General features: G+C 61.6%; 23 protein-coding genes and 3 tRNA genes. All 26 read left to right on the forward strand.

Going from position 1 to position 25,048, the window contains the following annotated elements:
• The first annotated feature begins 106 nt into the window (after positions 1 to 106).
• Positions 107 to 994, forward strand: coding sequence for a polyprenyl synthetase family protein (locus E8L22_RS17460; protein ID WP_136526420.1), 888 nt, complete (start codon positions 107 to 109; stop codon positions 992 to 994).
• Complete coding sequence (gene dxs, locus E8L22_RS17465; protein ID WP_246044758.1) at positions 995 to 2,932, forward strand: 1-deoxy-D-xylulose-5-phosphate synthase; 1,938 nt, start codon at positions 995 to 997, stop codon at positions 2,930 to 2,932. It begins immediately after the preceding gene.
• Positions 2,925 to 4,166: a peptidase MA family metallohydrolase gene (locus tag E8L22_RS17470; RefSeq protein ID WP_136526421.1), complete on the forward strand. Its 1,242-nt coding sequence runs from the start codon at positions 2,925 to 2,927 to the stop codon at positions 4,164 to 4,166. Before dxs ends, E8L22_RS17470 begins: the two co-directional genes overlap by 8 nt.
• Positions 4,167 to 4,241: 75 nt before the next feature.
• On the forward strand, positions 4,242 to 4,619 hold the full coding sequence (locus E8L22_RS17475) for a holo-[acyl-carrier-protein] synthase (protein ID WP_136526422.1): 378 nt from the start codon (positions 4,242 to 4,244) through the stop codon (positions 4,617 to 4,619).
• Positions 4,620 to 6,209 carry an NAD(P)H-hydrate dehydratase gene (locus E8L22_RS17480; protein WP_136526423.1) on the forward strand — a complete coding sequence of 530 codons (1,590 nt, stop codon included), beginning with the start codon at positions 4,620 to 4,622 and terminating at the stop codon, positions 6,207 to 6,209.
• Between the two features lie 2 nt (positions 6,210 to 6,211).
• On the forward strand, positions 6,212 to 6,661 hold the full coding sequence (locus E8L22_RS17485) for a CBS domain-containing protein (RefSeq protein ID WP_136526424.1): 450 nt from the start codon (positions 6,212 to 6,214) through the stop codon (positions 6,659 to 6,661).
• A 5-nt stretch (positions 6,662 to 6,666) separates the two neighbouring features.
• Positions 6,667 to 7,140, forward strand: a complete 474-nt coding sequence (gene tsaE, locus E8L22_RS17490; RefSeq protein ID WP_136526425.1) for a tRNA (adenosine(37)-N6)-threonylcarbamoyltransferase complex ATPase subunit type 1 TsaE — start codon at positions 6,667 to 6,669, stop codon at positions 7,138 to 7,140.
• A gap of 211 nt (positions 7,141 to 7,351) precedes the next feature.
• Positions 7,352 to 8,569, forward strand: a complete 1,218-nt coding sequence (locus E8L22_RS17495; protein WP_136514078.1) for an aspartate kinase — start codon at positions 7,352 to 7,354, stop codon at positions 8,567 to 8,569.
• Between the two features lie 156 nt (positions 8,570 to 8,725).
• Complete coding sequence (gene cimA, locus E8L22_RS17500; protein ID WP_136526426.1) at positions 8,726 to 10,312, forward strand: citramalate synthase; 1,587 nt, start codon at positions 8,726 to 8,728, stop codon at positions 10,310 to 10,312.
• Complete coding sequence (locus tag E8L22_RS17505) at positions 10,309 to 10,866, forward strand: ComEA family DNA-binding protein (RefSeq protein ID WP_136526427.1); 558 nt, start codon at positions 10,309 to 10,311, stop codon at positions 10,864 to 10,866. Before cimA ends, E8L22_RS17505 begins: the two co-directional genes overlap by 4 nt.
• A gap of 154 nt (positions 10,867 to 11,020) precedes the next feature.
• Entirely contained in the window at positions 11,021 to 11,176 is a 156-nt protein-coding gene (locus E8L22_RS21640) for a hypothetical protein (RefSeq protein ID WP_012529698.1), read from the forward strand.
• A 133-nt stretch (positions 11,177 to 11,309) separates the two neighbouring features.
• Positions 11,310 to 11,726, forward strand: coding sequence for an RrF2 family transcriptional regulator (locus E8L22_RS17515; protein WP_136526428.1), 417 nt, complete (start codon positions 11,310 to 11,312; stop codon positions 11,724 to 11,726).
• A 121-nt stretch (positions 11,727 to 11,847) separates the two neighbouring features.
• Positions 11,848 to 13,191: a cytochrome ubiquinol oxidase subunit I gene (locus tag E8L22_RS17520; protein ID WP_136526429.1), complete on the forward strand. Its 1,344-nt coding sequence runs from the start codon at positions 11,848 to 11,850 to the stop codon at positions 13,189 to 13,191.
• Between the two features lie 9 nt (positions 13,192 to 13,200).
• The gene (cydB, locus tag E8L22_RS17525) at positions 13,201 to 14,229 is read left to right on the forward strand and encodes a cytochrome d ubiquinol oxidase subunit II (protein WP_136526430.1); all 1,029 of its coding nucleotides are present in this window, start codon (positions 13,201 to 13,203) and stop codon (positions 14,227 to 14,229) included.
• 319 nt (positions 14,230 to 14,548) lie between these two features.
• Complete coding sequence (gene tig / locus E8L22_RS17530) at positions 14,549 to 15,865, forward strand: trigger factor (RefSeq protein ID WP_136526431.1); 1,317 nt, start codon at positions 14,549 to 14,551, stop codon at positions 15,863 to 15,865.
• A gap of 8 nt (positions 15,866 to 15,873) precedes the next feature.
• Positions 15,874 to 16,473 (forward strand): ATP-dependent Clp endopeptidase proteolytic subunit ClpP, encoded by a 600-nt coding sequence (gene clpP, locus E8L22_RS17535; RefSeq protein ID WP_129127477.1) that lies wholly within the window; start codon positions 15,874 to 15,876, stop codon positions 16,471 to 16,473.
• Complete coding sequence (gene clpX, locus E8L22_RS17540; protein WP_129127478.1) at positions 16,470 to 17,723, forward strand: ATP-dependent Clp protease ATP-binding subunit ClpX; 1,254 nt, start codon at positions 16,470 to 16,472, stop codon at positions 17,721 to 17,723. Before clpP ends, clpX begins: the two co-directional genes overlap by 4 nt.
• Positions 17,724 to 17,732: 9 nt before the next feature.
• Positions 17,733 to 20,156, forward strand: a complete 2,424-nt coding sequence (lon, locus tag E8L22_RS17545) for an endopeptidase La (protein ID WP_136526432.1) — start codon at positions 17,733 to 17,735, stop codon at positions 20,154 to 20,156.
• Positions 20,157 to 20,242: 86 nt separating this feature from the next.
• The gene (locus E8L22_RS17550; protein WP_129127480.1) at positions 20,243 to 20,518 is read left to right on the forward strand and encodes an HU family DNA-binding protein; all 276 of its coding nucleotides are present in this window, start codon (positions 20,243 to 20,245) and stop codon (positions 20,516 to 20,518) included.
• 28 nt (positions 20,519 to 20,546) lie between these two features.
• Positions 20,547 to 20,623: transfer RNA gene (locus tag E8L22_RS17555), tRNA-Asp, on the forward strand.
• 10 nt (positions 20,624 to 20,633) lie between these two features.
• Positions 20,634 to 20,709: transfer RNA gene (locus tag E8L22_RS17560), tRNA-Val, on the forward strand.
• A 104-nt stretch (positions 20,710 to 20,813) separates the two neighbouring features.
• Positions 20,814 to 20,890: transfer RNA gene (locus tag E8L22_RS17565), tRNA-Asp, on the forward strand.
• Positions 20,891 to 21,101: 211 nt separating this feature from the next.
• Entirely contained in the window at positions 21,102 to 21,842 is a 741-nt protein-coding gene (locus E8L22_RS17570; protein ID WP_136526433.1) for a polyprenol monophosphomannose synthase, read from the forward strand.
• Positions 21,842 to 22,027, forward strand: a complete 186-nt coding sequence (locus tag E8L22_RS17575) for a hypothetical protein (RefSeq protein ID WP_136526434.1) — start codon at positions 21,842 to 21,844, stop codon at positions 22,025 to 22,027. The genes E8L22_RS17570 and E8L22_RS17575 overlap by 1 nt, the downstream gene beginning before the upstream one ends.
• Positions 22,028 to 22,100: 73 nt before the next feature.
• Positions 22,101 to 23,306 (forward strand): type II secretion system F family protein, encoded by a 1,206-nt coding sequence (locus E8L22_RS17580; RefSeq protein ID WP_136526435.1) that lies wholly within the window; start codon positions 22,101 to 22,103, stop codon positions 23,304 to 23,306.
• A gap of 7 nt (positions 23,307 to 23,313) precedes the next feature.
• The gene (locus E8L22_RS17585; protein WP_136526436.1) at positions 23,314 to 25,035 is read left to right on the forward strand and encodes a GspE/PulE family protein; all 1,722 of its coding nucleotides are present in this window, start codon (positions 23,314 to 23,316) and stop codon (positions 25,033 to 25,035) included.
• The last annotated feature ends 13 nt before the right edge of the window (positions 25,036 to 25,048 follow it).

A 25,048-nucleotide genomic window follows, 5' to 3' on the forward strand; every position in this document is an offset into this window, starting at 1 on the left:
GTCCCTTCTGCGCGCCTTGAGCCACCGTCTTCAAGGGCGCAGATACGGCACGTTCCGCCTCTACCCCTCCCGCGCAGGGAGTATCTCCACTCGCAAGGAAGCCTGAATGGATCTCAAGGAATACCTGAAGCAGAAATGCCAGTTGGTCGACCAGGCGCTGGAGCGCTTTCTCCCAGCCGCCTCCGAACTCCCCTCCTCGCTGCACGGCTCGATGCGCTACTCGGTCTTCGCCGGTGGCAAGCGCGTTCGCCCCGTCCTCATGCTTGCCGCATGCGAGGCGGTCGGCGGCTCACCCGACGCGGTGATGCCCGCGGCCTGCGCCATGGAGATGATCCACACCTACTCGCTGATCCACGACGACCTTCCCGCCATGGACAACGACGATTTCCGCCGGGGCAACCCGACCAACCACAAGGTCTACGGCGAGGCGACCGCCATCCTGGCGGGTGATGCCCTCCTGACCGAGGCGTTCATCCTCCTCTCCACGGAGGGGCAGGGGGGGGACCCCGCGGCGCGCCTCAGGGTGATCCAGGAGATCGCCGTCGCCGCCGGTTCGCGCGGCATGGTCGGCGGCCAGGTGGTCGACATGGAAAGTGAAGGGCGCCACGACGTCGACATGGCCACGCTCTCCTACATCCACACCCACAAAACCGGCGCCCTGATCCGCGCCTCGGTCCGCTCCGGCGCCATTATGGGGGGGGCGAGCGAGGAGCAGTTCAAGGCGCTCACCCGCTACGCCGACGCCATCGGCCTCGCCTTCCAGATCGCCGACGACATCCTGGACGTGGAAGGGACCACCGAGGAACTCGGCAAGGACGCAGGCAGCGACCAGGCCCGCGGCAAGGCGACCTATCCCGCCCTCATGGGGCTCGAGGCCTCGAAGACGCGCGCCCAGGAACTGGTGCAGATCGCGCTCGACGCCCTCGCCATCTTCGACGACCGCGCCGAGCCCTTACGGGCCATCGCCTCGTACATCGTAAAAAGGAAATCGTAAATGGCAGGTATCCTCGACGGCATCACCGAACCCAGTCAGCTGAAAGCGCTTTCCCTGCGCGAGCTGGAGACGCTCGCCGAGGAACTGCGTGCCCGCATCATCGAGACCTGCGCCGCAAACGGCGGCCATGTCGCGCCGAGTCTCGGCGTCGTCGAGCTCACCATCGCGCTGCACCGCGTCTTCGACTCCCCGAAGGACAAGATCGTCTGGGACGTGGGGCACCAGGCATACGCCCACAAGCTTCTTACCGGCAGGAAGGAACGCTTCGGCACGCTGCGCACCCTCGGCGGAATCAGCGGCTTTCCCAAACGCTGCGAGTCGCCGCACGACAGCTTCGACGTCGGCCACTCCTCGACCTCGATATCGGCAGGGGTCGGCTTCGCCGTGGCGCGCGACCTGAAAAAGGAGCGCAACAAGGTTCTCACCGTGATAGGCGACGGCGCCATGACCGGTGGCCTCGCTTTCGAGGGGCTGAACCACGCGGGCGAGCTGAACAAGGACCTGGTCGTCATCCTGAACGACAACGAGATGTCCATCTCGGAGAACGTAGGCGCCCTGTCGAACCTGCTTTCGCGCACCATCACCAGCGAGTACGTGCACCGGGCCAAGAAGGACCTGGAGGCCTTTCTCGAGGGTGTTCCCATGTTCGGGCGCTCCGTTTTGAAGATCGCCAAGCGCGCCGAGGAATCGCTGAAGACCCTGTTCACCCCCGGCATGCTTTTCGAGGCCTTCGGCTTCGAGTACATAGGCCCCATCGACGGGCACGACATCCCGAAACTCCTTGAGACGCTCGAGAACGTTAAGCGTTTCGACGACGCGGTGCTCATCCACGTGCTCACCAGGAAGGGGAAGGGGTATCTCCCGGCCGAGGCGAACCCGTCGCTTTTCCACGGCGTCGGCCCCTTCGACCAGAAGAGCGGCAAGGTGCTGAAAGGGAAGGGGGGCGCCGCCTCCTACACCGGCGTCTTTGGCGAAACGGTGAAAAGGCTTGCCCACGAAGACGACCGCATCGTCGCCATCACCGCTGCCATGCCGGACGGTACCGGGCTCACCCCCTTTGCCAGGGAGTTCCCGGACCGTTTCTTCGACGTGGGGATCGCCGAGCAACATGCCATCACCTTTGCCGCCGGCCTCGCCGCGGAAGGGTTCCGTCCGGTGGTCGCCCTCTACTCATCCTTCTTGCAGCGCGGCTACGACCAGCTCTTCCACGACGTCTGCCTGCAGGAGCTCCCGGTCACCTTTGCCATCGATCGCGCCGGTGTGGTGGGTAACGACGGCCCCACCCATCACGGCGTTTTCGACCTCTCCTATCTGCGTGCGGTCCCGGGACTCACCATCATGGCCCCGAAGGACGAGAACGAGCTGCAGCACATGCTGGTGACCGCGCTCTCGCTTCCCGGCCCCGCCGCGTTACGCTACCCGCGCGGCAACGGCCTCGGCGTTCCGATGGACCAGATTCTCGAGCCGCTCCCCATCGGCCGCGGCGAACTCCTCGAGAAGGGGAAGGACGGCGCCATCGTCGCCGTCGGCACCATGGTGCAGCCGGCCCGCGAGGCGGCGGCAGCTCTTGCCGCTGACGGAATCGAACTTTCCGTCATGAACGCCCGCTTCGTAAAGCCGCTCGATGCCGACCTCATCCTCTCGCTCGCCGAGACCGGTTTCCTGGTCACCCTCGAGGACAACGTGGTGCAGGGTGGCTTTGGCACCGCCGTTCTGGAGCTACTCGAGGAGCGCGGCGTCACCGGCGTAAAGGTGCTGCGCCTTGGCTACCCCGACCGCTTCGTCGAACAGGGTGAGCAGGCCGAGCTGAAGGCCGCCTACCGGCTGGACGCCGCCGGCATCGCGGCGAGTATCCGGGAGGCGCGGCGCCCGATTCCGGCCCGCTCCGAAGCGGCGGCTCCGGTCGGGGAACCCGTCCCGGACCAGCCGCATGCCTAAGATCCCCCCGCTCCTCGTTGCCTTCCTGCTTTATGCCGGTCCGGCCCTGGCTGCCGACCCGCTCACCTTGAGCGCCAAGGCCGACCAGATGATCGCCAGGGGGGACCTCGCCCAGGCGGTCGACGAACTGAAGGCCGCCACCTCGCTCTTTCCTTACGACGAAGGGGTGCGTCGCAAGCTCGCCTTCACCTACACTGAAATCGCCAAGCGCGACCTGCAGTCAGGGCATTTCCCCGCCGCCGCCGAACATTTCGGACAGGCGCACGAACTCCTCCCGGCAAGTGCCGAACTGGGCCTCATGCGCGGCATCGCGCTTTATCTCGGCAAGGATTACGCGGCGGCCCGCGAGGAGCTTTTGCAGGCCGGGGAGGGGAGCGAGCCGCTCATCTACCTCGGAAAGATCAGCTATGACACTGGCGACCTCCCCGGCGCACTCGAGTTCTGGCGGCGGGCGAAAGGGAAGGCACCGGACAACAAGACGCTGGAGACCCTGATCGTCAAGGCGGAGCGCGAGCTCCCCGTCGAGTCGCGCATGGACAAGGGGTACAGCTCGATGTTCGACCTCTCGTACGATGCCGAGCTGCCGCCCGGGCTCTCCGCCGAGGTGCTGGACGCGCTCGAGAGCGCCTACAACGCGGTCGGCACCGACCTCGGCGTCTTCCCTACCACGCGCATCCCGGTCCTGCTCTACACGAAGAAGGACTACAGCAGCGTGACCACCGGGCCGGACTGGTCCGGAGGGCTCTACGACGGCAAGATCCGCCTGCCGGTTGGTGGGCTCACCCGGGTGACGCCGCAACTGCGCGCCATCATCTTCCACGAGTTCACCCACGTCCTCGTCGCGGAACTTACCCACGGCAACGTTCCCACCTGGCTGAACGAAGGTCTCGCCGAAATCGAAGGGCGCAAGGAGTTCGCCCCGCCCCTGCCCCGATTCGGCGCCGTACATGGGAAGCACGTGCTGCCGCTTGCGTCCCTCTCCCGCGGCTTTGCCGGGATGGGGGGAGAGGAGGCGTGGCTTGCCTACCAGCAAAGCCATGCCATGGCGTCGTTCATGGTGCAGCGCTACGGCTGGTACGCCATGCAGCAGTTGCTCAAGTATCTGGGTGAGCGCGTCGGCATCGAGGAGGCCGTCGCCAAGGCTCTTTCCGACTACGGGTTGGATCTGGACGGCGTGATGCGTGAGTGGCGTGAGTCGCTGACAGCAACGGCTGCGGGCGACGGTGCCAACTGAGTGGTATAGTATGAACTAAGCCGCAAGTTCGGCAGTATCAGCGGCAAGACAGCAAAGCAATAAACGGGAGTTTTCTTGATTTACGGCACCGGCGTTGACATCGTTGAAATCGCCCGCTTTGAAAAGTTCTTGAGAGAGGGCAACGACGGACTGTTCCAGAGACTGTTCACCCAGCGGGAGATCGATTACTGCTCGGTGAAAAAGAACTGCGCCCAGCACTACGCCCTGCGTTTCGCGGCCAAAGAGGCCTTCCTGAAGGCTCTCGGTACCGGGCTGCGCGACGGGCTTTCCTGGAAGGATATGGAGGTGGTGAACGATCCCCTCGGTAAGCCTGAGCTGAAGCTTACGGGGAGGGCCGAGGAGCTTTACCGTCAGGCGGGGCTTGCCGGCTGCTTCCTCTCCCTTTCCCATGACGCGGGGTGTGCCGTCGCCTTCGTGGTACTGGAGCGCTAGATGAAAGTCGTGAGCGGTCAGGTCATGCAGCTTATGGATAAGAGGGCGATCGGCGAGTTCAGCATCCCGGGGCTCGACCTCATGGAGCGTGCCGGTCGCGGTTGTGCCGACGCCATCGTGGATACCTTCGGCGGCGGTACTGGGAAGCGCGCCGTGATCGTGGCGGGGAAGGGGAACAACGGCGGCGACGGTTTCGTCGTCTCACGCCTTCTGTCGGAACGCGGGTGGGACGCTCCGGTGCTGCTACTTGCCGCCCCCGCGGCGATCGCCGGGGATGCCGCGGCGAACCTTGCGCGCTTGGATTCCCGCGTGGTGAAGAGCGTACCGCAAGGAATAGCGGGGGAGCGGGAACTTTTCGAGGGGGCGACGGTGATCGTCGACGCCCTGCTCGGCACCGGGATGAAGAGCGAAGTCTCCGGCATCTACGGCGAGGCGATCGACGCGATCAACGCGGCCGGGGTTCCTGTGGTCGCCGTGGACATCCCCTCCGGCGTCGACTCTGCCACCGGGAAGGTGCTCGGGCGCGCGGTGCGCGCCGACCTCACCGTCACCTTCGCGCTGCCTAAGCTTGGCAACATCCTGAACCCCGGCGCGGAACTCTGCGGCAGGCTCGTCGTCGCCGACATCGGCATGCCGGACACCGTGGTTGTCGAGGCTGAAGGGGTCGAGTTCACCGATCTTCCGAGCGCAGCCCTCCTTTTCAGGCCGCGCCCGGCAACGGCGCACAAGGGAACCGGCGGCCACACCCTCGTCGTCGCCGGGAGCACCGGCAAGACCGGTGCCGCGGCCATGGCCGCGAACAGCGCGCTGCGCGCCGGGGCTGGACTCGTCACCCTCGCGGTCCCGGCACTTTTGCACCCGATCCTGGAGGCGAAGACCACCGAGGCGATGACCATCCCGCTCGGCCCGGGGGCAAAGGGTTACCTTCAGGCCGGGGCGCTCCCGGAAATCGCCGCTGCGGCGGCGGTCCGCGACGTCGTCGCCCTCGGTCCCGGTCTCGGGACGGCTCCTTCCACGGTTTACCTGGTTCATTCGCTTCTGGCCGCGCTCAGGCAGCCCATCGTGCTCGATGCCGATGCCCTGAACGCAGTGGCGCCCGCCCCGTCCCTTTTGCTCAAGAGAAAGGGCCTGATCACGGTGCTCACGCCGCACCCCGGCGAGATGGCACGCCTTATTAACGGCTCGGTCCCCGAGGTGGAGGAGGACCGTATCGGCTGCGCCCGTGACTTCGCAACCAGACACCGGGTGCACCTGATCCTGAAGGGGGCGCGCAGCATCATCGCCGCACCCGACGGCCGCATCGCCGTGAACGGCAGCGGCAACCCCGGCATGGCGAGCGGCGGCATGGGGGATGTCCTGACCGGCGTCGTCGCTGCCCTCATCGGCCAGGGATACGACCCTTTCACCGCCTGCCAGCTCGGCGCCTTCGTTCACGGCTTCGCCGCCGACCTCTTGCTCGAAACCCGCGGCAGCCAGGGGATGAGCGCCACCGACGTGCAGGAGGCGCTTCCCGCCGCGATGGACCGGATCGCCCGGACGCGCGGCGCTCATCACGTCTTAGATACCGACAACACATCACAGGGAGAATGACCATGCTGAAAGCAAAAGAGATCATGACCAAAGACGTGGTTACCGTAGGTCGCGACACCACAGTGAGAGATCTTGCCAAGCTCTTCGCCGAGCGCCGCATTTCCAGCGTCCCGGTGGTGGACAATGAGGGGCTTTTGATCGGCATCGTGTCCGAAAGCGACCTCATCGAGAGGGACAAACCGCTGCACATACCGACCGTCATCTCCATCTTCGACTGGGTCATCTACCTGGAGAGCGACAAGCGTTTCGAGAAGGAGCTGCAGAAGATGACCGGACAAACCGTCGCGGACATCTACTCGCAGGAGGTGCTCACCGTGGGGCCGGAGGCGCCGGTTTCCGAGGTGGCCGAACTGATGACCAACAAGAAGGTGCAGGCCGTCCCGGTGGTTGAGGGGCGTCGCGTGGTCGGTATCATCGGGCGCATCGACATGGTGCGCACCATGATAGGGTAGTCTCGATGCCTCTTATGCGGACCAAAAGCAGCGACGAGACGGTGCAGCTGGGGGAGAGGCTCGGGCGGCTGCTTGCCCCCGGCGACTTCATCGCCCTGACCGGTGAGCTCGGTGCGGGCAAAACCCAGTTCGCCAAGGGGATCGCCCGAGGTCTCGATGTCGACCCGGAGACCCCGGTAACGAGCCCGACCTACACCATCTTGAACATCTACGAGGGGAGGCTCCCCCTGTACCACTTCGACCTCTACCGTCTCGAGGGGGCACACGACGTCGACGCGCTCGGTTTCGAGGAGTATTTCTCCGGCGACGGCGCCTGCGTCGTGGAATGGGCCGAGCGCCTGGACGGGGAGGTGCCCGACGACGTCCTCACCGTGACGCTTAGCCACGAGGGGGAAGAGGAACGCAGTGTCAGCTTCGAGGGCTCAGGCCCCAGGTCACAGGCCATCGTCCGCGCTCTCTCAGCAGGGGAGCGAGATTAAGTCTGAAGACGCCTCTTCCAGTTCCGGAAGGGGCGTTTCTTTTTGTTGTAAACAGAGAAGGGGGCAAAAAGTGCTCATAAGGCTGTCTTGGCCTTGATTGTTTAAAAAAATGTTTTGACCGGGCACAGTAAACTTGCTAATAAAGTGTTTCCTATCGCCGGGAGCGAAGGTTCCGGGCGGATCAACAGCATATAGTACAAGGAGGACTGACATGGCTTTGGTGGTCCAAAAGTACGGCGGCACCTCGATGGGTTCCGTCGAACGAATTCGCAACGTCGCCAAGAGGGTGGCAAAAACCTACGACGCCGGCAACGACATGGTGGTAGTTGTCTCCGCCATGGCAGGTGAAACCAATAAACTGGTTGCGCTTGCCAACGAGGTCTGCGAATTCCCGGACACCCGTGAATACGACGTACTCGTCGCGGCGGGGGAGCAGGTCTCCATCGCCCTTCTGGCCATGTGCCTGAAAGCCATGGGGTACAAGGCGAAGTCCTACCTCGGGTTCCAGGTTCCCGTCCTCACCGATACCTCCTACAGCAAGGCCCGCATCGAGAGCATCGACGACAAGAAGATGCGCGCCGATCTGAAAGAGGGGACCATCCTGATCGTCGCCGGCTTCCAGGGCGTAGACGAGTTCGGCAACGTCACCACCTTGGGGCGCGGCGGTTCGGACACCTCCGCGGTGGCGCTCGCCGCGGCGCTGAAAGCCGACGTCTGCGAGATCTTCACCGACGTGGACGGCGTCTACACCACCGACCCGAACATCTGCAAGGACGCTAAAAAGATCGAGCGCATCTCCTACGAGGAGATGCTTGAGTTGGCGAGCCTCGGCGCGAAGGTGCTGCAGATCCGCTCCGTCGAGTTCGCCAGCAAGTACAACGTCGACGTGCACGTTCGCTCGAGCTTCAACGAAAATCTCGGAACCATGGTTACCAAGGAGGATAAAGAAATGGAAGCAGTGCTCGTCTCGGGTATCGCCTACGCCAAGGATGAAGTGAAGATCGCCGTCATGCAGGTGCCGGACAAGCCCGGGATCGCAGCGCAGATCCTTTCGCCGCTTTCCGACGCCAACATCTCCGTCGACATGATCGTCCAGAACGTGAGCGAGGCCGGTTCCACCGACTTCACCTTCACCGTGCCCCAGGCCGACTTCAAGAAGGCGCTTTCCATCACCAAGGAGACCGCCGCGGCGATCAACGCGAAAGAAGTTCTCTCCGACGAGAGCGTCACCAAGGTATCCATCGTCGGTCTCGGCATGAGGAGCCACGCCGGTGTGGCCACCACCATGTTCCAGGCGCTCGCCAAGGAAGGGATCAACATCCAGATGATATCCACCTCCGAGATCAAGATCTCCGTCGTGGTCGACGCGAAATACACCGAGCTCGCCGTCCGCGTGCTGCACGACGCCTTCGGACTGGCCGGGAAATAACACCCGTTCAACGTTCAACGTTCTGCGTTCCGGAACGTCCGGGCTTCGGCTTCGGGCGTTTTCGGTGCGGCGGGCGCGAACTTGAAGACGGCTTGGCTTTTGAATCGAACGTTGAACGTTGAACGTTGAACGTCTTTTGTTGAAGTTGGGGGTGATATGAGTCTGGTGAAACTTTACGATACGACGCTTAGGGACGGTACGCAGGCGGAAGACATCTCTTTCCTGGTCGAGGACAAGATCCGCATCGCCCACAAACTGGACGAGTGCGGCATTCACTACATCGAAGGGGGATGGCCCGGCAGCAACCCGAAGGACGTCGCCTTCTTCAAGGACATCAGGAAGGAAAAGCTCATCCAGGCGAAGATCGCCGCTTTCGGCTCCACCCGCCGTGCGAAGATCACCCCCGATAAGGACCAGAACCTGCGCACCCTGGTGGAGTCCAAGTCCGACGCCGCCACCATCTTCGGCAAGACCTGGGACTTCCACGTACACGAGGCGCTCAGGATCCCGCTCGAAGAGAACCTGGAGCTCATCTTCGACTCGCTGGAGTTCCTCAAGCAGAACATGCCGGAGGTCTTCTACGACGCCGAGCACTTCTTCGACGGTTACAAGTCCAACCCCGAGTACGCCATGAAGACGCTGCAGGCGGCCCAGCAGGCGGGTGCCGACTGCATCATCCTTTGCGACACCAACGGCGGCTCCATGCCGTACGAGATTGCGAGCATCGTGGAAGAGGTGAAGAAGGTCATCACCACGCCGCTCGGCATCCACGCTCACAACGACGGCGAGTGCGCCGTGGCCAACTCCATCATCTCTGTCCAGCAGGGTATAGTGCAAGTGCAGGGGACCATCAACGGCTTCGGCGAGCGCTGCGGCAACGCGAACCTCTGCTCCATCATCCCGGCGCTCAAGGCGAAGATGAAGCGCGACTGCATCTCGGACGCACAGATGAAGACGCTCAGGGACCTCTCCCGCTACGTCTACGAGCTGGCGAACCTTGCTCCCGACAAGCACCAGCCCTACGTCGGCAACTCCGCCTTCGCCCACAAGGGTGGCGTGCACGTCTCCGCGATCCAGCGCCATCCGGAGACCTACGAGCACATGCGCCCGGAACTGGTCGGGAACACGACCCGCGTGCTGGTCTCCGACCTCTCCGGTCGCGCCAACATCCTCGCCAAGGCAACCGAGTTCAACATCAATCTGGACAGCAAGGATCCGGTGACCCTCGAGATCCTGGAAGACATCAAGGCGATGGAGAACCGCGGCTACCAGTTCGAAGGGGCAGAGGCCTCTTTCGAGCTCCTGATGAAGCGCGCCCTCGGCACGCACCGCAAGTTCTTCTCCGTAATCGGCTTCCGCGTCATCGACGAGAAGCGGACCGAGGACGACCAGCCGATCTCCGAGGCGACCATCAAGGTCAAGGTCGGAGGGAAAATCGAGCATACCGCGTCCGAGGGGCACGGCCCGGTGAACGCCCTCGACAACGCGCTCAGAAAGGCGCTCGAGAAGTTCTACCCTAAGCTCAAGGACGTGAAGCTGCACGATTACAAGGTCCGCGTGCTCCCGGCAGGGCAGGGGACCGCTTCTTCGATCCGCGTCCTAATCGAGAGCGGCGACAAGGAAGGGCGCTGGGGTACCGTCGGTGTCTCCAGCAACGTCATCGAGGCCTCCTACCAGGCCCTCATCGACGCCATCGAGTTCAAGCTGCACAAGGACGAGGAGACGGCGGCACCCAAGAAATGATGCCGAGGAGCCAGCGACTCGCCCTATGGTGTCTCGCCCTGGCCCTCACCCTCCCGCTTTACATCAAAGGCCGCATCCCCACCCCGAAAGGTGAGGACGCGGCCTTTTCTCGTTTCACCGGGCAGACCGTGACGGTACGCCTGGCGGGAGACCTGCCGCGTCCCGGCGTCTATCGCCTCCCTAAGGGGGTAGATGCGGGCGCCGCCATTAAAATGACGCTCCCTTTCGCCGAGGTTGCGGCGAGCGTCAGAAGATCCGACAGTCACGTGCTTGCCAACGGGGATATCGTCACCTTTAGCCGGGATAAATCTGGTAAGTATCAGTTTTTATTGAACATGATGGGCGCCAAGGAGCGTATGCTCCTCGGCGTGCCGCTGGACCCGGACCTGTTGAGTGAGGCCGAATGGTCCCTCCTGCCGGGGATCGGGACGGCACTTTCCCGGCGCATCATCGAAGACCGTCAGGAAAATGGCGCTTTCGGCACCGTGGACGGGTTGCTGCGGGTGTCGGGGATCGGCCCTGGCAAGCTTGCAGCGATTAAAAGATACTTTTAATGCGCCGCAACAGGGCCTTTTTGCGAAGGTTCTTTTCGAAAAGGAGTAACTCTAGCATTACAACCTTCTCATATCTTCCTCCTTGGCATGTTAGGTGAAATATACGAACCCACATGAAGTTCTTTAATCAACTTTCTGTTGGGAGGTATGGCTTATGAAATGCCCTAAATGCAAAGGTAGGATGTTTGCCGAGAAATATTACGACTTCGTGAGATCGTTCGACGCCTGGAAGTGCACCTGCTGCGGCGAGGTGCTCGATCCGACCATCCTGGCCAACAGGGCAAGGAACTTCAACAGCCTCCTCGGCTGATACTGAAACGATAAAAGAACAGCGAAGGGGGACCGCTTAAGCGGCCCCCCTTTTTTTCTTGCTGATTTTGGGCTTGACAGCTCCTGGCCGGTCCGTTATAAAAGGGATCAAATTGGTCCTAAAGGTGTTTTTTATGATGGAACTAACCCGCAAGGGAGAATACGCAATCCGCGGCATCATCTATCTGGCCCAGCAGCCGCCGGGTCGGGTTTCGCTTATCAGTGAGATCGCCGCCGCCGCGGAAGTCCCGCAGACTTTCCTGGCCAAGATATTCCAGAGCTTCGCTAAGCTTGGTCTGGTCACCTCTTCGCGCGGTACCGGGGGGGGCTTTGTCCTGGCACGCCCCGCGTCCACCATAACCCTGCGCGAGGTGGTCGAGGCGGTCGAGGGACCTATCCTGCCTAACCGCTGCCTCTTGGGCAGTGCCTGTGACCGTGGCGGCCCCTGCCGCGTCCACGCCGTCTGGAAACAGGTGCAGACCGAGGTGGTCTCCATTTTGGACGCCGTAACCATCGATACCCTCGCACGCAGCCCTAATTGTAAAGGTTAAATTTTTTTGTAAATAATTAGGATAAAGAAGGTCCTGTTTGTCTTTTGTGAGCATTAATATCAACAACGGCTGAGCCGGCCCCACAGGCCAAAAGTTTCAATTTAATCAAAGGAGCGAAAAAATGGATGTACTAACCCTGAGCAGGCTGCAATTTGCCGTCACCAGCATGTTCCACTTCATCTTCGTCCCGCTGACCCTCGGGCTCTCGGTCTTCGTGGCCATGGTCGAGACCCGCTACGTCCTGAGCGGCAATGAGATGTACAAGAGGATGGCCAAGTTCTGGGGCAAGCTGTTCCTGATCAACTTCGCGCTGGGCGTGGTGACCGGCATCACCCTGGAGTTCCAGTTCGGCATGAACTGGGCTGAATACTCCCGGTACGTCGGGGACATCTTCGGGGCGCCCTTGGCCATCGAGGCCACCGTGGCGTTCTTCATGGAGTCGGTGTTCATCGGCGTGTGGGCCTTCGGATGGAACAAGGTCGGCAGGAGGTTTCATGCCTTCTCGATCTGGATGGTCGCGCTTGCCACGAACCTTTCCGGCCTCTGGATCCTGCTGGCCAACGGCTGGATGCAGCACCCGGTAGGGTACGTGCTCAGGAACGGCCGCGCCGAGATGGTTGATTTTCTTGCCCTCATCACCAACCCGTTCGGTCTGTTGAAGTTCGGGCACCAGATCGTCTCCGGCTACACCGTCGCAGCTTTCTTCGTCATGGGCATCTCCGCCTACCACCTGCTGAAGGCACGCAACCGCGAGTTTTTCAAGGCATCCTTCACCATGGCTGCCGGTTTTGCCCTCTTCGCCACCATCATGGTGGCGGTGGTCGGCGACTTCCATGCCGCCGACGTTGCCAAAACCCAGCCGGCCAAGTTTGCCGCCATGGAGGCGGTTTGGAACACCTGTAACAACGCTCCCATGCACCTGATCGCCTTCCCGGACGCGAAGAACGAGTGCAACCTGGTGTCCGCGCTTCCGGTCCCGGGGCTTTTGAGCTTCCTTGCCTTCCACGACTCCAACGCGGAGATCCGCGGCATCACATCTTTCCCGAAGGACGAGCGCCCGCCGGTACTGCCGGTCTTCCTGAGCTTCCGACTTATGGTCGGGCTCGGCACCTTCTTCATCGTGGTCGCTGCCGCCGCGTTCTTCCTCGCCAAGAACGGCCTCCTCGAGAAGTACCCCCTGTTCCTGAAACTGCTGGTCCTGATCATCCCGCTTCCGTACATCGCGAACCAGCTCGGCTGGATCGTATCCGAGCTTGGAAGGCAGCCCTGGATCGTGTACGGGCTGATGAAGACCTCCGACGCGGTTTCCAAATCGCTCGAGATGTCGCAGGTGGTCGGGTCGCTGGCAGGCTTCACGCTCCTTTACGGCCTGCTGGGCTTCGTGGACATCTACCTGTTGGTCAAGTTCGCCCGTAAAGGGCCTGAAGAAACTCATGTCGGCGCCACCGGCGCGTTCGGGAACTAGGGGGAAACAATGGATCTGCATATCGTATGGTTTGTACTTTGGGGTGTCCTCTGGGCCGTTTACTTCATGCTCGACGGTTTCGTGCTCGGCGCCGGGATGCTGCACCGCGTCCTCGGTAGAAACGACAGCGACCGCCGCGTAATCATCAACAGCTTCGGCCCGGTGTGGGACGGTAACGAGGTCTGGCTGATCACTGCCGGCGGTGCCACCTTCGCCGCGTTTCCGACCACCTACGCCCTCATGTTCAGCTACCTGTACACGCCGCTGCTGCTCCTTCTCTTCGCGCTCATCGTGCGCGGGGTCTCCTTCGAGTTCCGCAGCAAGGAGGAAGGGGCCGCCTGGAGGGGGTGCTGGGACTGGGCCATCGTCCTTTCCAGCTTCATCCCGGCCCTTCTCTTCGGCGTCGCCTTCGGCAACATCTTCTCCGGTCTTCCGATGGACCAGGCCGGCTACCACGGCTCGCTTTTGGCTCTTCTGAACCCTTACGGCATCGTGAGCGGGCTTCTCTTCGTGATGCTCTTCGCCGAGCATGGCGCCCTCTACGTCGCCGTGAAGAGCACCGGGGATCTGAGCCATCGTGCCGAGAACCTCGCGAAGACCCTGTGGGTACCGCTTTTGCTGGTCGCGGTCCTGTTCCTTGGCTACACGAACTTCGCCACCAAGCTCTACGACAACTACCTCAAGGCGCCGGTCTTCCTCGTCGTGCCGCTCCTTGCGGTGGGCGCGCTGGTCGGGGTGCGCATGTTCCTGGGTGCTGGGAACGCACTTAGCGCCTTCGCCGCCTCCTGCGTCACCATCCTGGGCGTGGTGGGTACCGGCGTCATCGGGCTCTTCCCCAACCTCATCCCGTCGAGCCTGGATGCGCTTTACAGCCTCACCATCTACAACAGCTCCTCCTCCGAGTACACGCTGAAGATCATGACCACGGTCGCCTTCATCTTCGTGCCGATCGTGATCCTGTACAAGATCTGGGTCTACCGGCTCTTCAGGGAGCGGGTCACCGCCGAAGCGGTCGCCGCCGATCACGAGGCCTACTAGCACGCTCCTTCATGGCCGCCCCCCACGCAAAGGGGGGCGGCTTTTCCATTTTTCGGGGGTGATCGGGGTGCACACCGTTGCCGCTAAGCGATTAAAGCGAAACCATTTCTATATTGACAAATTCCCGTCCCCTTTGCTACTTTACCCTCTTGTCGTGCCCCTAAGCGAACAGCTCCGGTGCCCATACCCCTTCCGGGGAGGCAGCTTTTCTAGCGGATGCCCCGACAGAACCCGTCCCACAACTCCCCCCCAGACAACCATGCACGAGGCGTTACGGCAGAGAGGCTGCCATATAAAGTGAACAAAGAGAGGACTTTTCATGCAGATCAACGTTGAATCGGTCAACAGCATCAAGAAGAAGCTGAACTTCGAAATTCCGGCGGATAAAGTTTCTGCTGAAGTCGACAAGGCTTATGCCGAAATAAGGAAGCATGCCGCCATCAAAGGGTTCCGCAAGGGCAAGGTCCCGATGAGCCTGATAGAGAAGCATTACGGCGAGAAGATGGCCGAGGACGTCGTGAAAAACCTCATCAGCGACACCTACTTCAAGGCGGTGAGCGAGCATGGCATTGAAGCGGTCGCCTATCCGGTGATCGAGAACGAGCCCCTCAAGAAAGGTGAACCGTTCAAGTACTCCGCTACCGTGGAAGTATTCCCGAAGGTGGAGCTCAAGGAGTATCTCGACCTCGAGGTGCAGAAAGAGAAGCTCGAACTCGATGCCGCCGTGGTCGACGCCCGTCTCAAGGAGATGCAGGAGCGCATGGCCCAGTTGGCGCCCGCCCCGGAAGGGCACGCAGCTCAGCTTGGCGACTTCGTGACCTTCGATTTCAAGGGTTCCATGGACGGCGTTCCGTTCGAAGGCGGGGCCGCTGAGGATTTCCAGCTGGAGCTCGGCTCCGGTCGTTTCATCCCGGGCTTTGAAGAGCAGATGGTCGGCCTGACCACCGGTGCAGCCACCACCATCACGGTTACCTTCCCCGAGGGGTATGGTTCCGCCGAGCTCGCCGGCAAGCCGGCTCAGTTCGAGATCGTCGTCAAGGAGATCAAGAGCAAGGAACTGCCCGAACTGAACGACGAATTCGCCAAGGAGTTCGGCGAGGAGTTCGAGACCCTGGACCTTTTGAAGGCGAAACTCGCCGAGATGAACCAGGCCCAGGAAGAGGCACGCATCGCCGGCGACCTGCGCGAGCGCGTCTTCAGGGCTCTGGTTCAGAAGAACGACCTTGAGGTCCCGGAGGCCATGGTGGATCGCCAGGTGCAGATGATGCTGGACAACACCAAGCAGCGCCTCGCCTCCCAGCGTATGTCCCTGGAGATGATGGGGATGACCGACGATAGCTACAAAGCCCAGTTCCGCGGCGTGGCCAAGGATCAGGTAAAGGGCTCCCTCATCGTCGACGCCGTCGCCGAGAAGGAAGGGATTCAGTTGACCGAGGAGGAGTTCGAGGCTCAGCTCGAGCAGATCTCGGCGCAGACCGGCCAGCCGATCGAGAAGGTGCAGCAGCTTTACAAGACTAACGAAAGGGCCAAGGACAGCCTCATGGCCCAGATGCGGGAAGACAAGGCGGTGCAGTTCATCATCGGACGCGCCAAAGTAACCGAGGTTCCCAAGGCGGAAATCGCCGAAAACAAATAGGAGATTCCATGCTGGTACCGATAGTAGTGGAGCAGACGGGAAGGGGCGAGCGGTCGTACGACATCTACTCGCGCCTTCTGAAGGACAGGATCATCTTTCTTGGGGGCGGCATCGACGATAACGTCGCCAACCTGGTGATTGCCCAGCTCCTCTTCCTTGAGGCCGAGGATCCGGACAAGGATATCCACCTGTACATCAACTCTCCCGGCGGTGTGGTCACCGCCGGGATGGCGATTTACGACACCATGCGCTACATCAAGGCGCCGGTATCCACCATCTGCATCGGGCAGGCGGCCTCCATGGGGGCGTTCCTGCTTTCCGGCGGTGAGAAGGGGAAACGCTTCTCGCTCGCCAACTCGCGCATCATGATCCACCAGCCGCTGGGCGGGTTCCAGGGGCAGGCGACGGACATCCACATCCACGCCAAGGAAATCCTGCGCATGAAGGACCAGCTGAACGAGCTTCTGGCCGAGCACACCGGTCAGAGCGTCGAGAAGGTGGCCGCCGACACCGAGCGCGACTATTTCATGTCGGGCGAAGAGGCGAAGGCCTATGGTATTATAGATGCCATCGTGACCAGAAACGTAGTCACCGGAGGTGCCAATTGAGCAGAAGAGATGACCGTTCCGATACGCTGATCTGTTCCTTTTGCGGGAAGAGCCAGGAAGAGGTGAAGAAGCTTATTGCCGGGCCGACGGTCTACATCTGCGACGAATGCATCGAGCTTTGCAACGACATCATCGCGGAGGAGTCCAAGCTTGAAGACGCAACGGGTCCCGACGTGAGGAAGCTTCCCAAACCGCAGGAGATCAAGGAGGTCCTGGACGAGTACGTCATCGGCCAGGAACGCGCCAAGAAGGTCCTTGCCGTCGCGGTGTACAACCACTACAAGCGCGTCGAGGCGCCCGTGAAAGCGGGGGACGTCGAGATGCAGAAGAGCAACATCCTGCTTCTGGGCCCCACCGGCTCGGGCAAGACCCTGCTCGCCCAGACCCTGGCCCGCATCCTCAAGGTCCCCTTTGCCATGGCGGACGCGACCAACCTGACCGAAGCGGGCTACGTGGGCGAGGACGTCGAGAACATCATCCTCACCCTGTTGCAGGCCGCCGACTACGACGTCGAGAAGGCACAGAAGGGGATCATCTACATCGATGAGATCGACAAGATCGCCAGGAAGTCCGATTCCCCCTCCATCACCCGCGACGTGTCGGGCGAAGGTGTGCAGCAGGCGCTTTTAAAGATCATCGAAGGGACCGTCGCCAGCGTGCCTCCCAAGGGGGGACGCAAGCACCCGCAGCAGGAGTTCCTGAAGGTCGACACGACCAACATCCTCTTCATCTGCGGCGGCGCCTTCCCGGGCCTCGACAGCGTCATTCAGCAGAGGATCGGCGTGAAGACGCTCGGCTTCGGCGCCGACGTCAAGAAGAAGGTCGAGAAGAAGGCGGGCGAGCTCCTGGCCGGGGTGACTCCTGAGGACCTCCTGAAGTTCGGCTTCATCCCCGAGTTCGTCGGGCGTCTCCCCATGCTCGCCTCGCTTTCAGAGCTGGACGAGGAGGCTATGGTGCAGATCCTCAAGGAACCGAAAAACGCGCTGATCAAGCAGTACCAGAAGCTGTTCGAGATGGAGCACGTGAAGCTCAAGTTCACCGACGGCTCCATGATCGCCATCGCCCGCGAAGCGCTCAAGAGAAAGACCGGCGCCCGCGGCCTCCGTTCCATCCTGGAGAACGCCATGCTCGACATCATGTACGAGATCCCGTCCCAGAGCATGGTGAAGGAGGTGGTCATCAGCGAAGAGGTGATCTACAACAAGGAAAAACCGATCATCGTCTACGAGAACGTGGCGGAAAGCGCCTAACAGGACAATATGACCGAAGAAACCAGCACCAGACGCAGAAAGAAGAGAGGGAATCCGGAAAGATTCCCTCTCTTTCCTTTACGGGACATCGTCATCTTCCCCCACATGGTGATCCCCCTCTTCGTGGGGCGCGAGAAGTCCGTGCTCGCCCTCGAAGCGGCCATGGCTCAAAACGACAAGCTGATCCTTTTGGCTACCCAGAAAAACGCCCGCACCGAGGATCCCGAGCCGGGTGACATTTATACGGTGGGAACGCTGTGCCAGGTGATCCAGCTCCTGAAGCTTCCCGACGGCACCGTTAAGGTGCTCGTGGAGGGGAAAAGGCGCGGCTCCATCGTTTCCTTCAATGACAGACCCGACTATTTCGAGGTCGACGTTGAGCCGCTTGTCGAGAAGCCGGACAACGTCACCGAGGTGGAAGCGCTCAAGCGCGGCGTGCTCGCCTCCTTCGAGAGTTACGTCGGGCTGAACGGCTCGGTTCCCTCCGAGATCCTCCAGTCCGTGCAGGGGATCGCCGATCCTTCCCGTCTAGCCGACACCATCGCTCCGCACCTGAACCTCAAGGTGGCCCAAAAGCAGGAACTCCTGGCCGCGGTGCAACCGGCCCGGCGCATGGAGCGGCTCCTCTCGCTCATGGGGGCGGAGATCGAGATCCTGCAGATCGAGAAGAAGATCCACGCCAGGGTCAAGAAGCAGATGGAGAAGACCCAGAAGGATTACTACCTGAACGAGCAGATCCGGGCCATCCAGAAGGAACTGGGTGGGAAGGACGAGTTCAAGCAGGAGTTGAGAAACCTCGAGGCGAAGGCCGGGAAGCTCCCGCTTTCGGCCGAGGCGAAGCAGAAGGTCCAAAGCGAGATCAGGAAGCTGAAGTTCATGTCCCCCATGTCCGCCGAGGCGGCCGTGGTGCGCAACTACGTGGACTGGCTCCTCGCGCTCCCCTGGGGCAAGTTCGCCGAGGAGAGACGCGACATCCCGGCTGCGCGCGCCTGCCTGGAGGCGGATCACTACGGCCTCGAGAAGGTCAAGGTGAGGATCCTCGAGTACCTCGCCGTCAACGCGCTCGCACCGGGGATGAAAGGACCGATCCTCTGCCTCGTGGGACCTCCCGGCGTCGGCAAGACCTCGCTCGCGCGCTCGGTCGCCAAGGCCACGGGCCGCGATTTCGTCAAGATCTCGCTGGGCGGGGTGCGCGACGAGGCGGAGATCCGCGGGCACCGGCGCACCTACGTCGGGGCGATGCCGGGGAGGATCATCCAGTCGCTCAAGAAGTGCGGCTCCTCGAACCCCGTGTTCCTCCTGGACGAGATCGACAAGATGAGCTCGGACTTCCGCGGCGATCCCGCCTCGGCGCTCTTGGAGGTGCTCGACCCCGAGCAGAACGCCTGCTTCAACGACCACTTCCTCGACCTCGACTACGACCTCTCGAAGGTGATGTTCATCACCACGGCCAACTCGAGCCACACCATTCCGAGGCCGCTTCTGGATCGTATGGAGGTAGTGCGGCTGGACGGCTACACCGAGCATGAAAAGCTCGCCATCGCGAGGCAGTACCTGATCCACAAGCAGGCCGAGGGCAACGGGCTTGCCGGCAAGGGGGTCGCCTTCACCGACGCGGCGCTTCTCGAGCTGATCCGGCGCTACACCCGCGAGGCCGGCGTCAGAAACCTCGAGCGCGAGATCGGCGCCGTCTGCCGCAAGATCGCCTTCTCCATCGCCGAGGGGGGAAAGCCGCGCCGCTCCGTGCAGCCCAAGCAGATCGCAACCTACCTTGGCCCCCCGCGCTACAAGTACGGTGAGGTGGGGCAGGAGGATGCGGTGGGGCTCGTGACCGGCCTCGCCTGGACAGAGGTCGGCGGCGAGCTCCTCAACATCGAGGTGGTCGCACTCCCAGGGAAGGGTAAGCTGACCGTCACCGGAAAGCTCGGCGAGGTGATGCAGGAATCGGCTCAGGCGGCGATGACCTACGTCCGCTCTAGAGGTGAACTCCTAGGTTTTCCCAAAGACTTCTACCAACACCTCGATATCCACATCCACGTTCCTGAAGGGGCCATCCCGAAGGACGGCCCCTCGGCGGGGATCGCCATGGCGTGCGCGCTCACATCGGCCCTCACCAGGAGGCCGGTGCGCCGCGACATCGCCATGACCGGCGAGGTGACCCTTCGCGGCACCGTGCTCCCCATCGGCGGGCTCAAGGAAAAGCTCCTCGCCGCCGGACGCGGCGGTATCAAGACCGTCCTCATCCCGAAGGAGAACGAGAAGGATCTGGCCGAGGTTCCCAAAGAGATCCTTTCCGGGCTCACCGTACACCCGGTGGCACACATGGACGAGGTGCTGGGACACGCCCTGCTCGCCGCAGTAGGGCTTCCTGCAGCAACCCTGTATGGGGATCAGGCCCAAGGAGCCGGCGAGGCTCCGGTGGTGCCCCACTGAAAAAAAATTAGAAAAAAGGTTGACAGCCCGAAGCGGGCTCTGATATAAGGTGGCTTCACTTTGCGATGCATCTCTAGGAGGAACTAATGAATAAAGCTGAGTTGGTAAGCGCCATTGCCGAAGAAGCACAGTTGACCAAGGTTGATGCGGACAAGGCTCTCAGCGGTATCCTCGATGCCCTGACCGACTGCCTCGCTGGTGGAGACAAAGTCACCCTGGTAGGCTTCGGCACCTTCAGCGTCGCCGAGCGCGCCGCACGTACCGGCAAGAACCCGCAGACCGGCAAGCAGATCGAAATTCCTGCTTCCTCCGCTCCGAAGTTCAAGGCTGGCAACACCCTGAAGGCCCTGGTTAACGGTTAAGCGGTTCCTTCGGGAACCTGAAGGATGCGGGGTTGTAGCTCAGTTGGTTAGAGTGCCAGCCTGTCACGCTGGAAGTCGCGGGTTCGAGCCCCGTCAACCCCGCCATACAAATAATGGGTGAATAGCTCAGCTGGGAGAGCGCCAGCCTTACAAGCTGGATGTCGGGGGTTCGATCCCCTCTTCACCCACCATTAGAAACACCGTTCAACGTTTAACGTTCAACGTTTCCGACTAACACGTTACGTCCTTGGTTCAAACGCTGAACGTTGAACCGACGCTAACGGGTTCACAAGTTGGGGTTGTAGCTCAGTTGGTTAGAGTGCCAGCCTGTCACGCTGGAAGTCGCGGGTTCGAGCCCCGTCAACCCCGCCATACGAGGAAAGGCCGCCATGCAAGGCGGCCTTTCCTTTTTTCGTTCTGGTCACCGGTCGCGACACCCGGCCCTTACTTTCCCTTTAGCTTGACTTGGCGCCGCTAAATCGTATATCCTCTGCGAAGCTCTTGTTTCGGGTGTATTTGCCGGCGAACCGGCCATGATATTGCGGTCTTAGCGTATTTATTGCGAACAAAAGGCGATCCCCCCTTGAAACCCATCAAGCCCATCGTGGTAATCCCCACCTACAACGAAAGAGACAACCTGGAAAAGCTGGCGCGGGAGCTCCTCGCGCTCGACCCGGCCGTGGAGCTTCTGATCGTGGACGACGCCTCCCCGGACGGCACCGGTGAGCTGGCAGACCGGCTCGGGGCCGAGACCGGACGGGTTTCGGTGATGCATCGAAGCGGCAAGCTGGGGCTCGGTTCCGCCTACCGCGAGGGTTTCGCCCGGGCTCTTGATATGGGGGCCGACCTCGTGGTGCAGATGGACGCCGATTTCTCCCACGATCCCGCCATGATCCCGTATTTCTTCGAAGAGGCCCGGCAGGCCGACCTGGTCATCGGTTCGCGCTATCTGAACGGCGTGAGCGTGGTAAACTGGCCGCTGCGCCGCCTCATGCTGAGCTACTTCGCCAGTGTCTACACCCGGGTGATAACCGGGCTCACCATCTCCGACTGCACGAGCGGTTTCAAGTGTTTCCGGGCCGACACCCTAAGGGCGATCGATCTCTCCAGCATACGTTCCGACGGCTACTCGTTCCAGATCGAGATGAACTACCGCTGCAAGGAAAAGGGTTTCCGCATCAGCGAAATACCCATCATCTTCATAGACCGGCACGCCGGAACCTCCAAGATGTCCAAGCGCATCGTCCGCGAGGCGGTGGTGATGGTATGGAAGCTGAAACTCGGCACGCTGCTGCGCAAACTGCTGCCGTGGGGGAGGGGATAATGTCCTCGTCTTTTTGGTCTGCGCTCTGCCTGGCCGGGCTTTGGGGCGGAATCTTCTGCACCATCCTCCTGATTCTCAAGGCGTTCCCCGCCCGGGACCGCTTTGACGGGCGCTCGGCGTTGCAGTGGGGTGGGGCTGGACTCGTCTGCTTCGCGATCTGGATACTCGGCATGACCCAGGCGTGACGCCGTTGTAGACGGAATCACTCCCTGTTTTACTGTTTTAATTCTCTCTTAATTGTGATAGTGATATTGGCTTATGCCCATATATACCTGCAAAATAGGCTCCTCTGACGGCAGGATTCTGGTCAAGGAGCTTGATTCGGTCAACGCCAACCTGCTAAGGCAGAGTCTGGAAGAGCAGGGTTACGTCGTATTCGAGGTGCGCAAGAAGCCGTTCCAGTTCCTGCTTGAGTCCGGCATCGGTCGCAGGAAGATCGGCAGCAAGGAACTCCTGCTCTTCAACCAGGAGTTCCTGGTGCTGCTCAAGGCGGGGCTTCCCATCATACAGGCGCTCGATACCATCCTCGAGTCGGGCACCGGTAAGCTGAACGAGATCCTCGGCGCCGTGCGCGAGGACATCAAGGGGGGGCTCGCGCTCTCCGCAGCGCTGGAGAAATACCCGAGGATATTCCCGCAACTCTACATCGCCTCGATCCGCGCCGGCGAGCGCACCGGTGACCTGCCACAGACCATCCGGCGCTACATCGCCTTCCTGAAGAGGACCGAGGGGTTCCGCGGGAAGATCATAAGCTCGCTTTTCTATCCGGCGATCCTGATTTCCGTTGCCGTGATCGCCATCGCCCTGCTCCTTGTTTACGTGGTCCCGACCTTCAGCCAGATCTACGCTGACTCGGGCAACGCCCTCCCGGTGCCGACGCAGATGCTGATCAACTCTACTAAAGCGCTGCGCCACTATCTACCCGTGTTCATCGGCATGGTCGCGGTAGGTGCGGTGCTGTTTCGGCGCTGGAAGGAAACCGAGGCTGGACGCTACCGGGTGGATGCGATAAAGATCAAGACGCCCTTCGTGGGGGGCATCGCCATTCGTTACGCGCTGGCGGGATTCACGAGGACCCTTGCCACCGTGCTCGGCTCCGGGATCCCGGTGGTCGAGGCGATGCGCATGTCGGTCGGCACCCTGAACAACAAGGTGCTGGAGCGCGGCCTGTTGATGGCGGTGCACCGCGTCGAGGAGGGGAGTAAGCTCTCCACAGCACTTGAAAACATGAAACTGCTTCCGCCGCTGGCGCTACGCATGCTGACTGTCGGCGAAACTACCGGCGCACTGGAGGAGATGTTGGGCGACATCTCGGACTACTTTGAGGATGAGATCGAGCGTAACCTCCACGTTTTGAGCACCGCCATCGAGCCCGCCATCATGATCGTCATGGGCGTCGTCATAGGCACCATCATCATCACCATGTACCTGCCGATCTTCAAGATCGCCAGTACCGTAGGCTAGAGGGACCATGCTGAAGCCGTTCAAGAGACAGAGGCTCGGTGACATCCTCGTGGAGCGGGGAGACCTGACCAAGGACCAGTTGGCGTACGCTCTGGACAAGCAGCAGTCCACCAAAGAGCGCTTGGGGGCCATATGCCTTGCCGACGGCCTTATCAGCGACACGGTTCTCGGGCGGGCACTGGCCGAGCAGTTTGGCCTTGAGTTCGTCGATCTCAAGGGGGTTCGCCCGGACGAGTCGCTCTTCAACGTCGTCCCCCCCGAGGTGATGTTCCGCTATCACTTCGTTCCCCTTGAAATGGAGGGCGATCTCCTCGTCGTCGCCATCTCCGATCCGACCGCGGTGCTGCAACTGGACGAGATGGCGCTGCTTCTGGAGCGCCCCTTGAGCTTTCGGGTCGCCGCGGACTCCGAGATCACCTACCTCCTGAAGCGGGGTGAGGGGACGAGCCGTGTCCTGAAGGAAGTCTCCGAGGACTTCATGCTCCAGCTCGTCACCGAGACTGACAAGGGGGAGGAGATCCTCTCCGTCGAGAATGTCTCGGCCGACACGAGCCCCATCATCAAGCTGGTCAACTCCACCATCCTCGATGCGCTCACCCGGCGCGCCTCCGACATCCATATCGAGACCGCCCAGGAAGGGGTGATCATCAAGTACCGCATCGACGGCGTGCTCTACAAGGCGACCGACCCGATCGACAACCACTTCCAGGGACCGCTCATCTCCAGGCTCAAGGTCATGAGCGAACTGGACATCTCGGAGCGGCGCATCCCGCAGGACGGCAGGTTCAAGGTGAGGATCGGCGCCAAGTCGATCGACTTCCGTGTTTCCATCATGCCCAGCGCCTTCGGCGAGGACGCCGTCATCCGTATCCTCGACAAGGAGAGCATCGCAAGCGACCTCCGGGGGCTCACCCTCGAGACCCTCGGCATGGCCTCCCACGAGATCAAGCGCTTCAGGAAGATGATCAAGGAGCCCTACGGCATGGTGCTCGTTACCGGCCCTACCGGCAGCGGCAAGACCACTACCCTCTACGGCGCGCTCACCGAGATCCATACCGGCCTCGAAAAGATCATCACCATCGAGGACCCGGTCGAGTATGTCCTTTCCGGCATCACGCAGATCCCGGTGAACGAGAAGAAGGGGCTCACCTTCGCCCGCGGCCTGCGCTCCGTTTTGCGCCACGACCCCGATAAGATCATGGTCGGTGAGATCCGCGATTCGGAGACGGCCCAGATCGCGGTGCAGTCCGCCCTCACCGGTCACCTCGTGTTCACCACTGTGCACGCGAACAACGTCTTCGACGTCATCGGCCGCTTCACCCACATGGGTATCGACCCCTATAACTTCGTCGCCTGTCTGAACTGCGTCATGGCGCAGCGCCTGGTCAGGAAGATCTGCCCGGCGTGCAAGAACGCCGTGGTGCACACTGACGATGAGCTGCGCGAGTCGGCCATCGATCCCGAGCGCACCCGCGGTCTTACCCTCTACGAGGCGCGTGGGTGCGACGACTGCAACGGAACCGGATACCGGGGACGTTCCGCCATCGTGGAGCTGCTGGACTTAAACGACGAGATCCGTGAGCTGATCATCTCGAAGGCGCCGGCCGCCGCGCTGAAAAAGGCCGCCAAGGCAGCCGGGACCATGTTTCTGAGGGAATCCGCGGTGGCCAAGGTGCTGGCCGGGGAGACGACCCTCAAAGAGATTAACCGTGTCACCTTTGTGGAGTAGGTGCCTGATATGC

Origin of the sequence: Geomonas ferrireducens (assembly GCF_004917065.1) — a bacterium.
GTDB classification, from domain to species: Bacteria; Desulfobacterota; Desulfuromonadia; order Geobacterales; family Geobacteraceae; genus Geomonas; species Geomonas ferrireducens.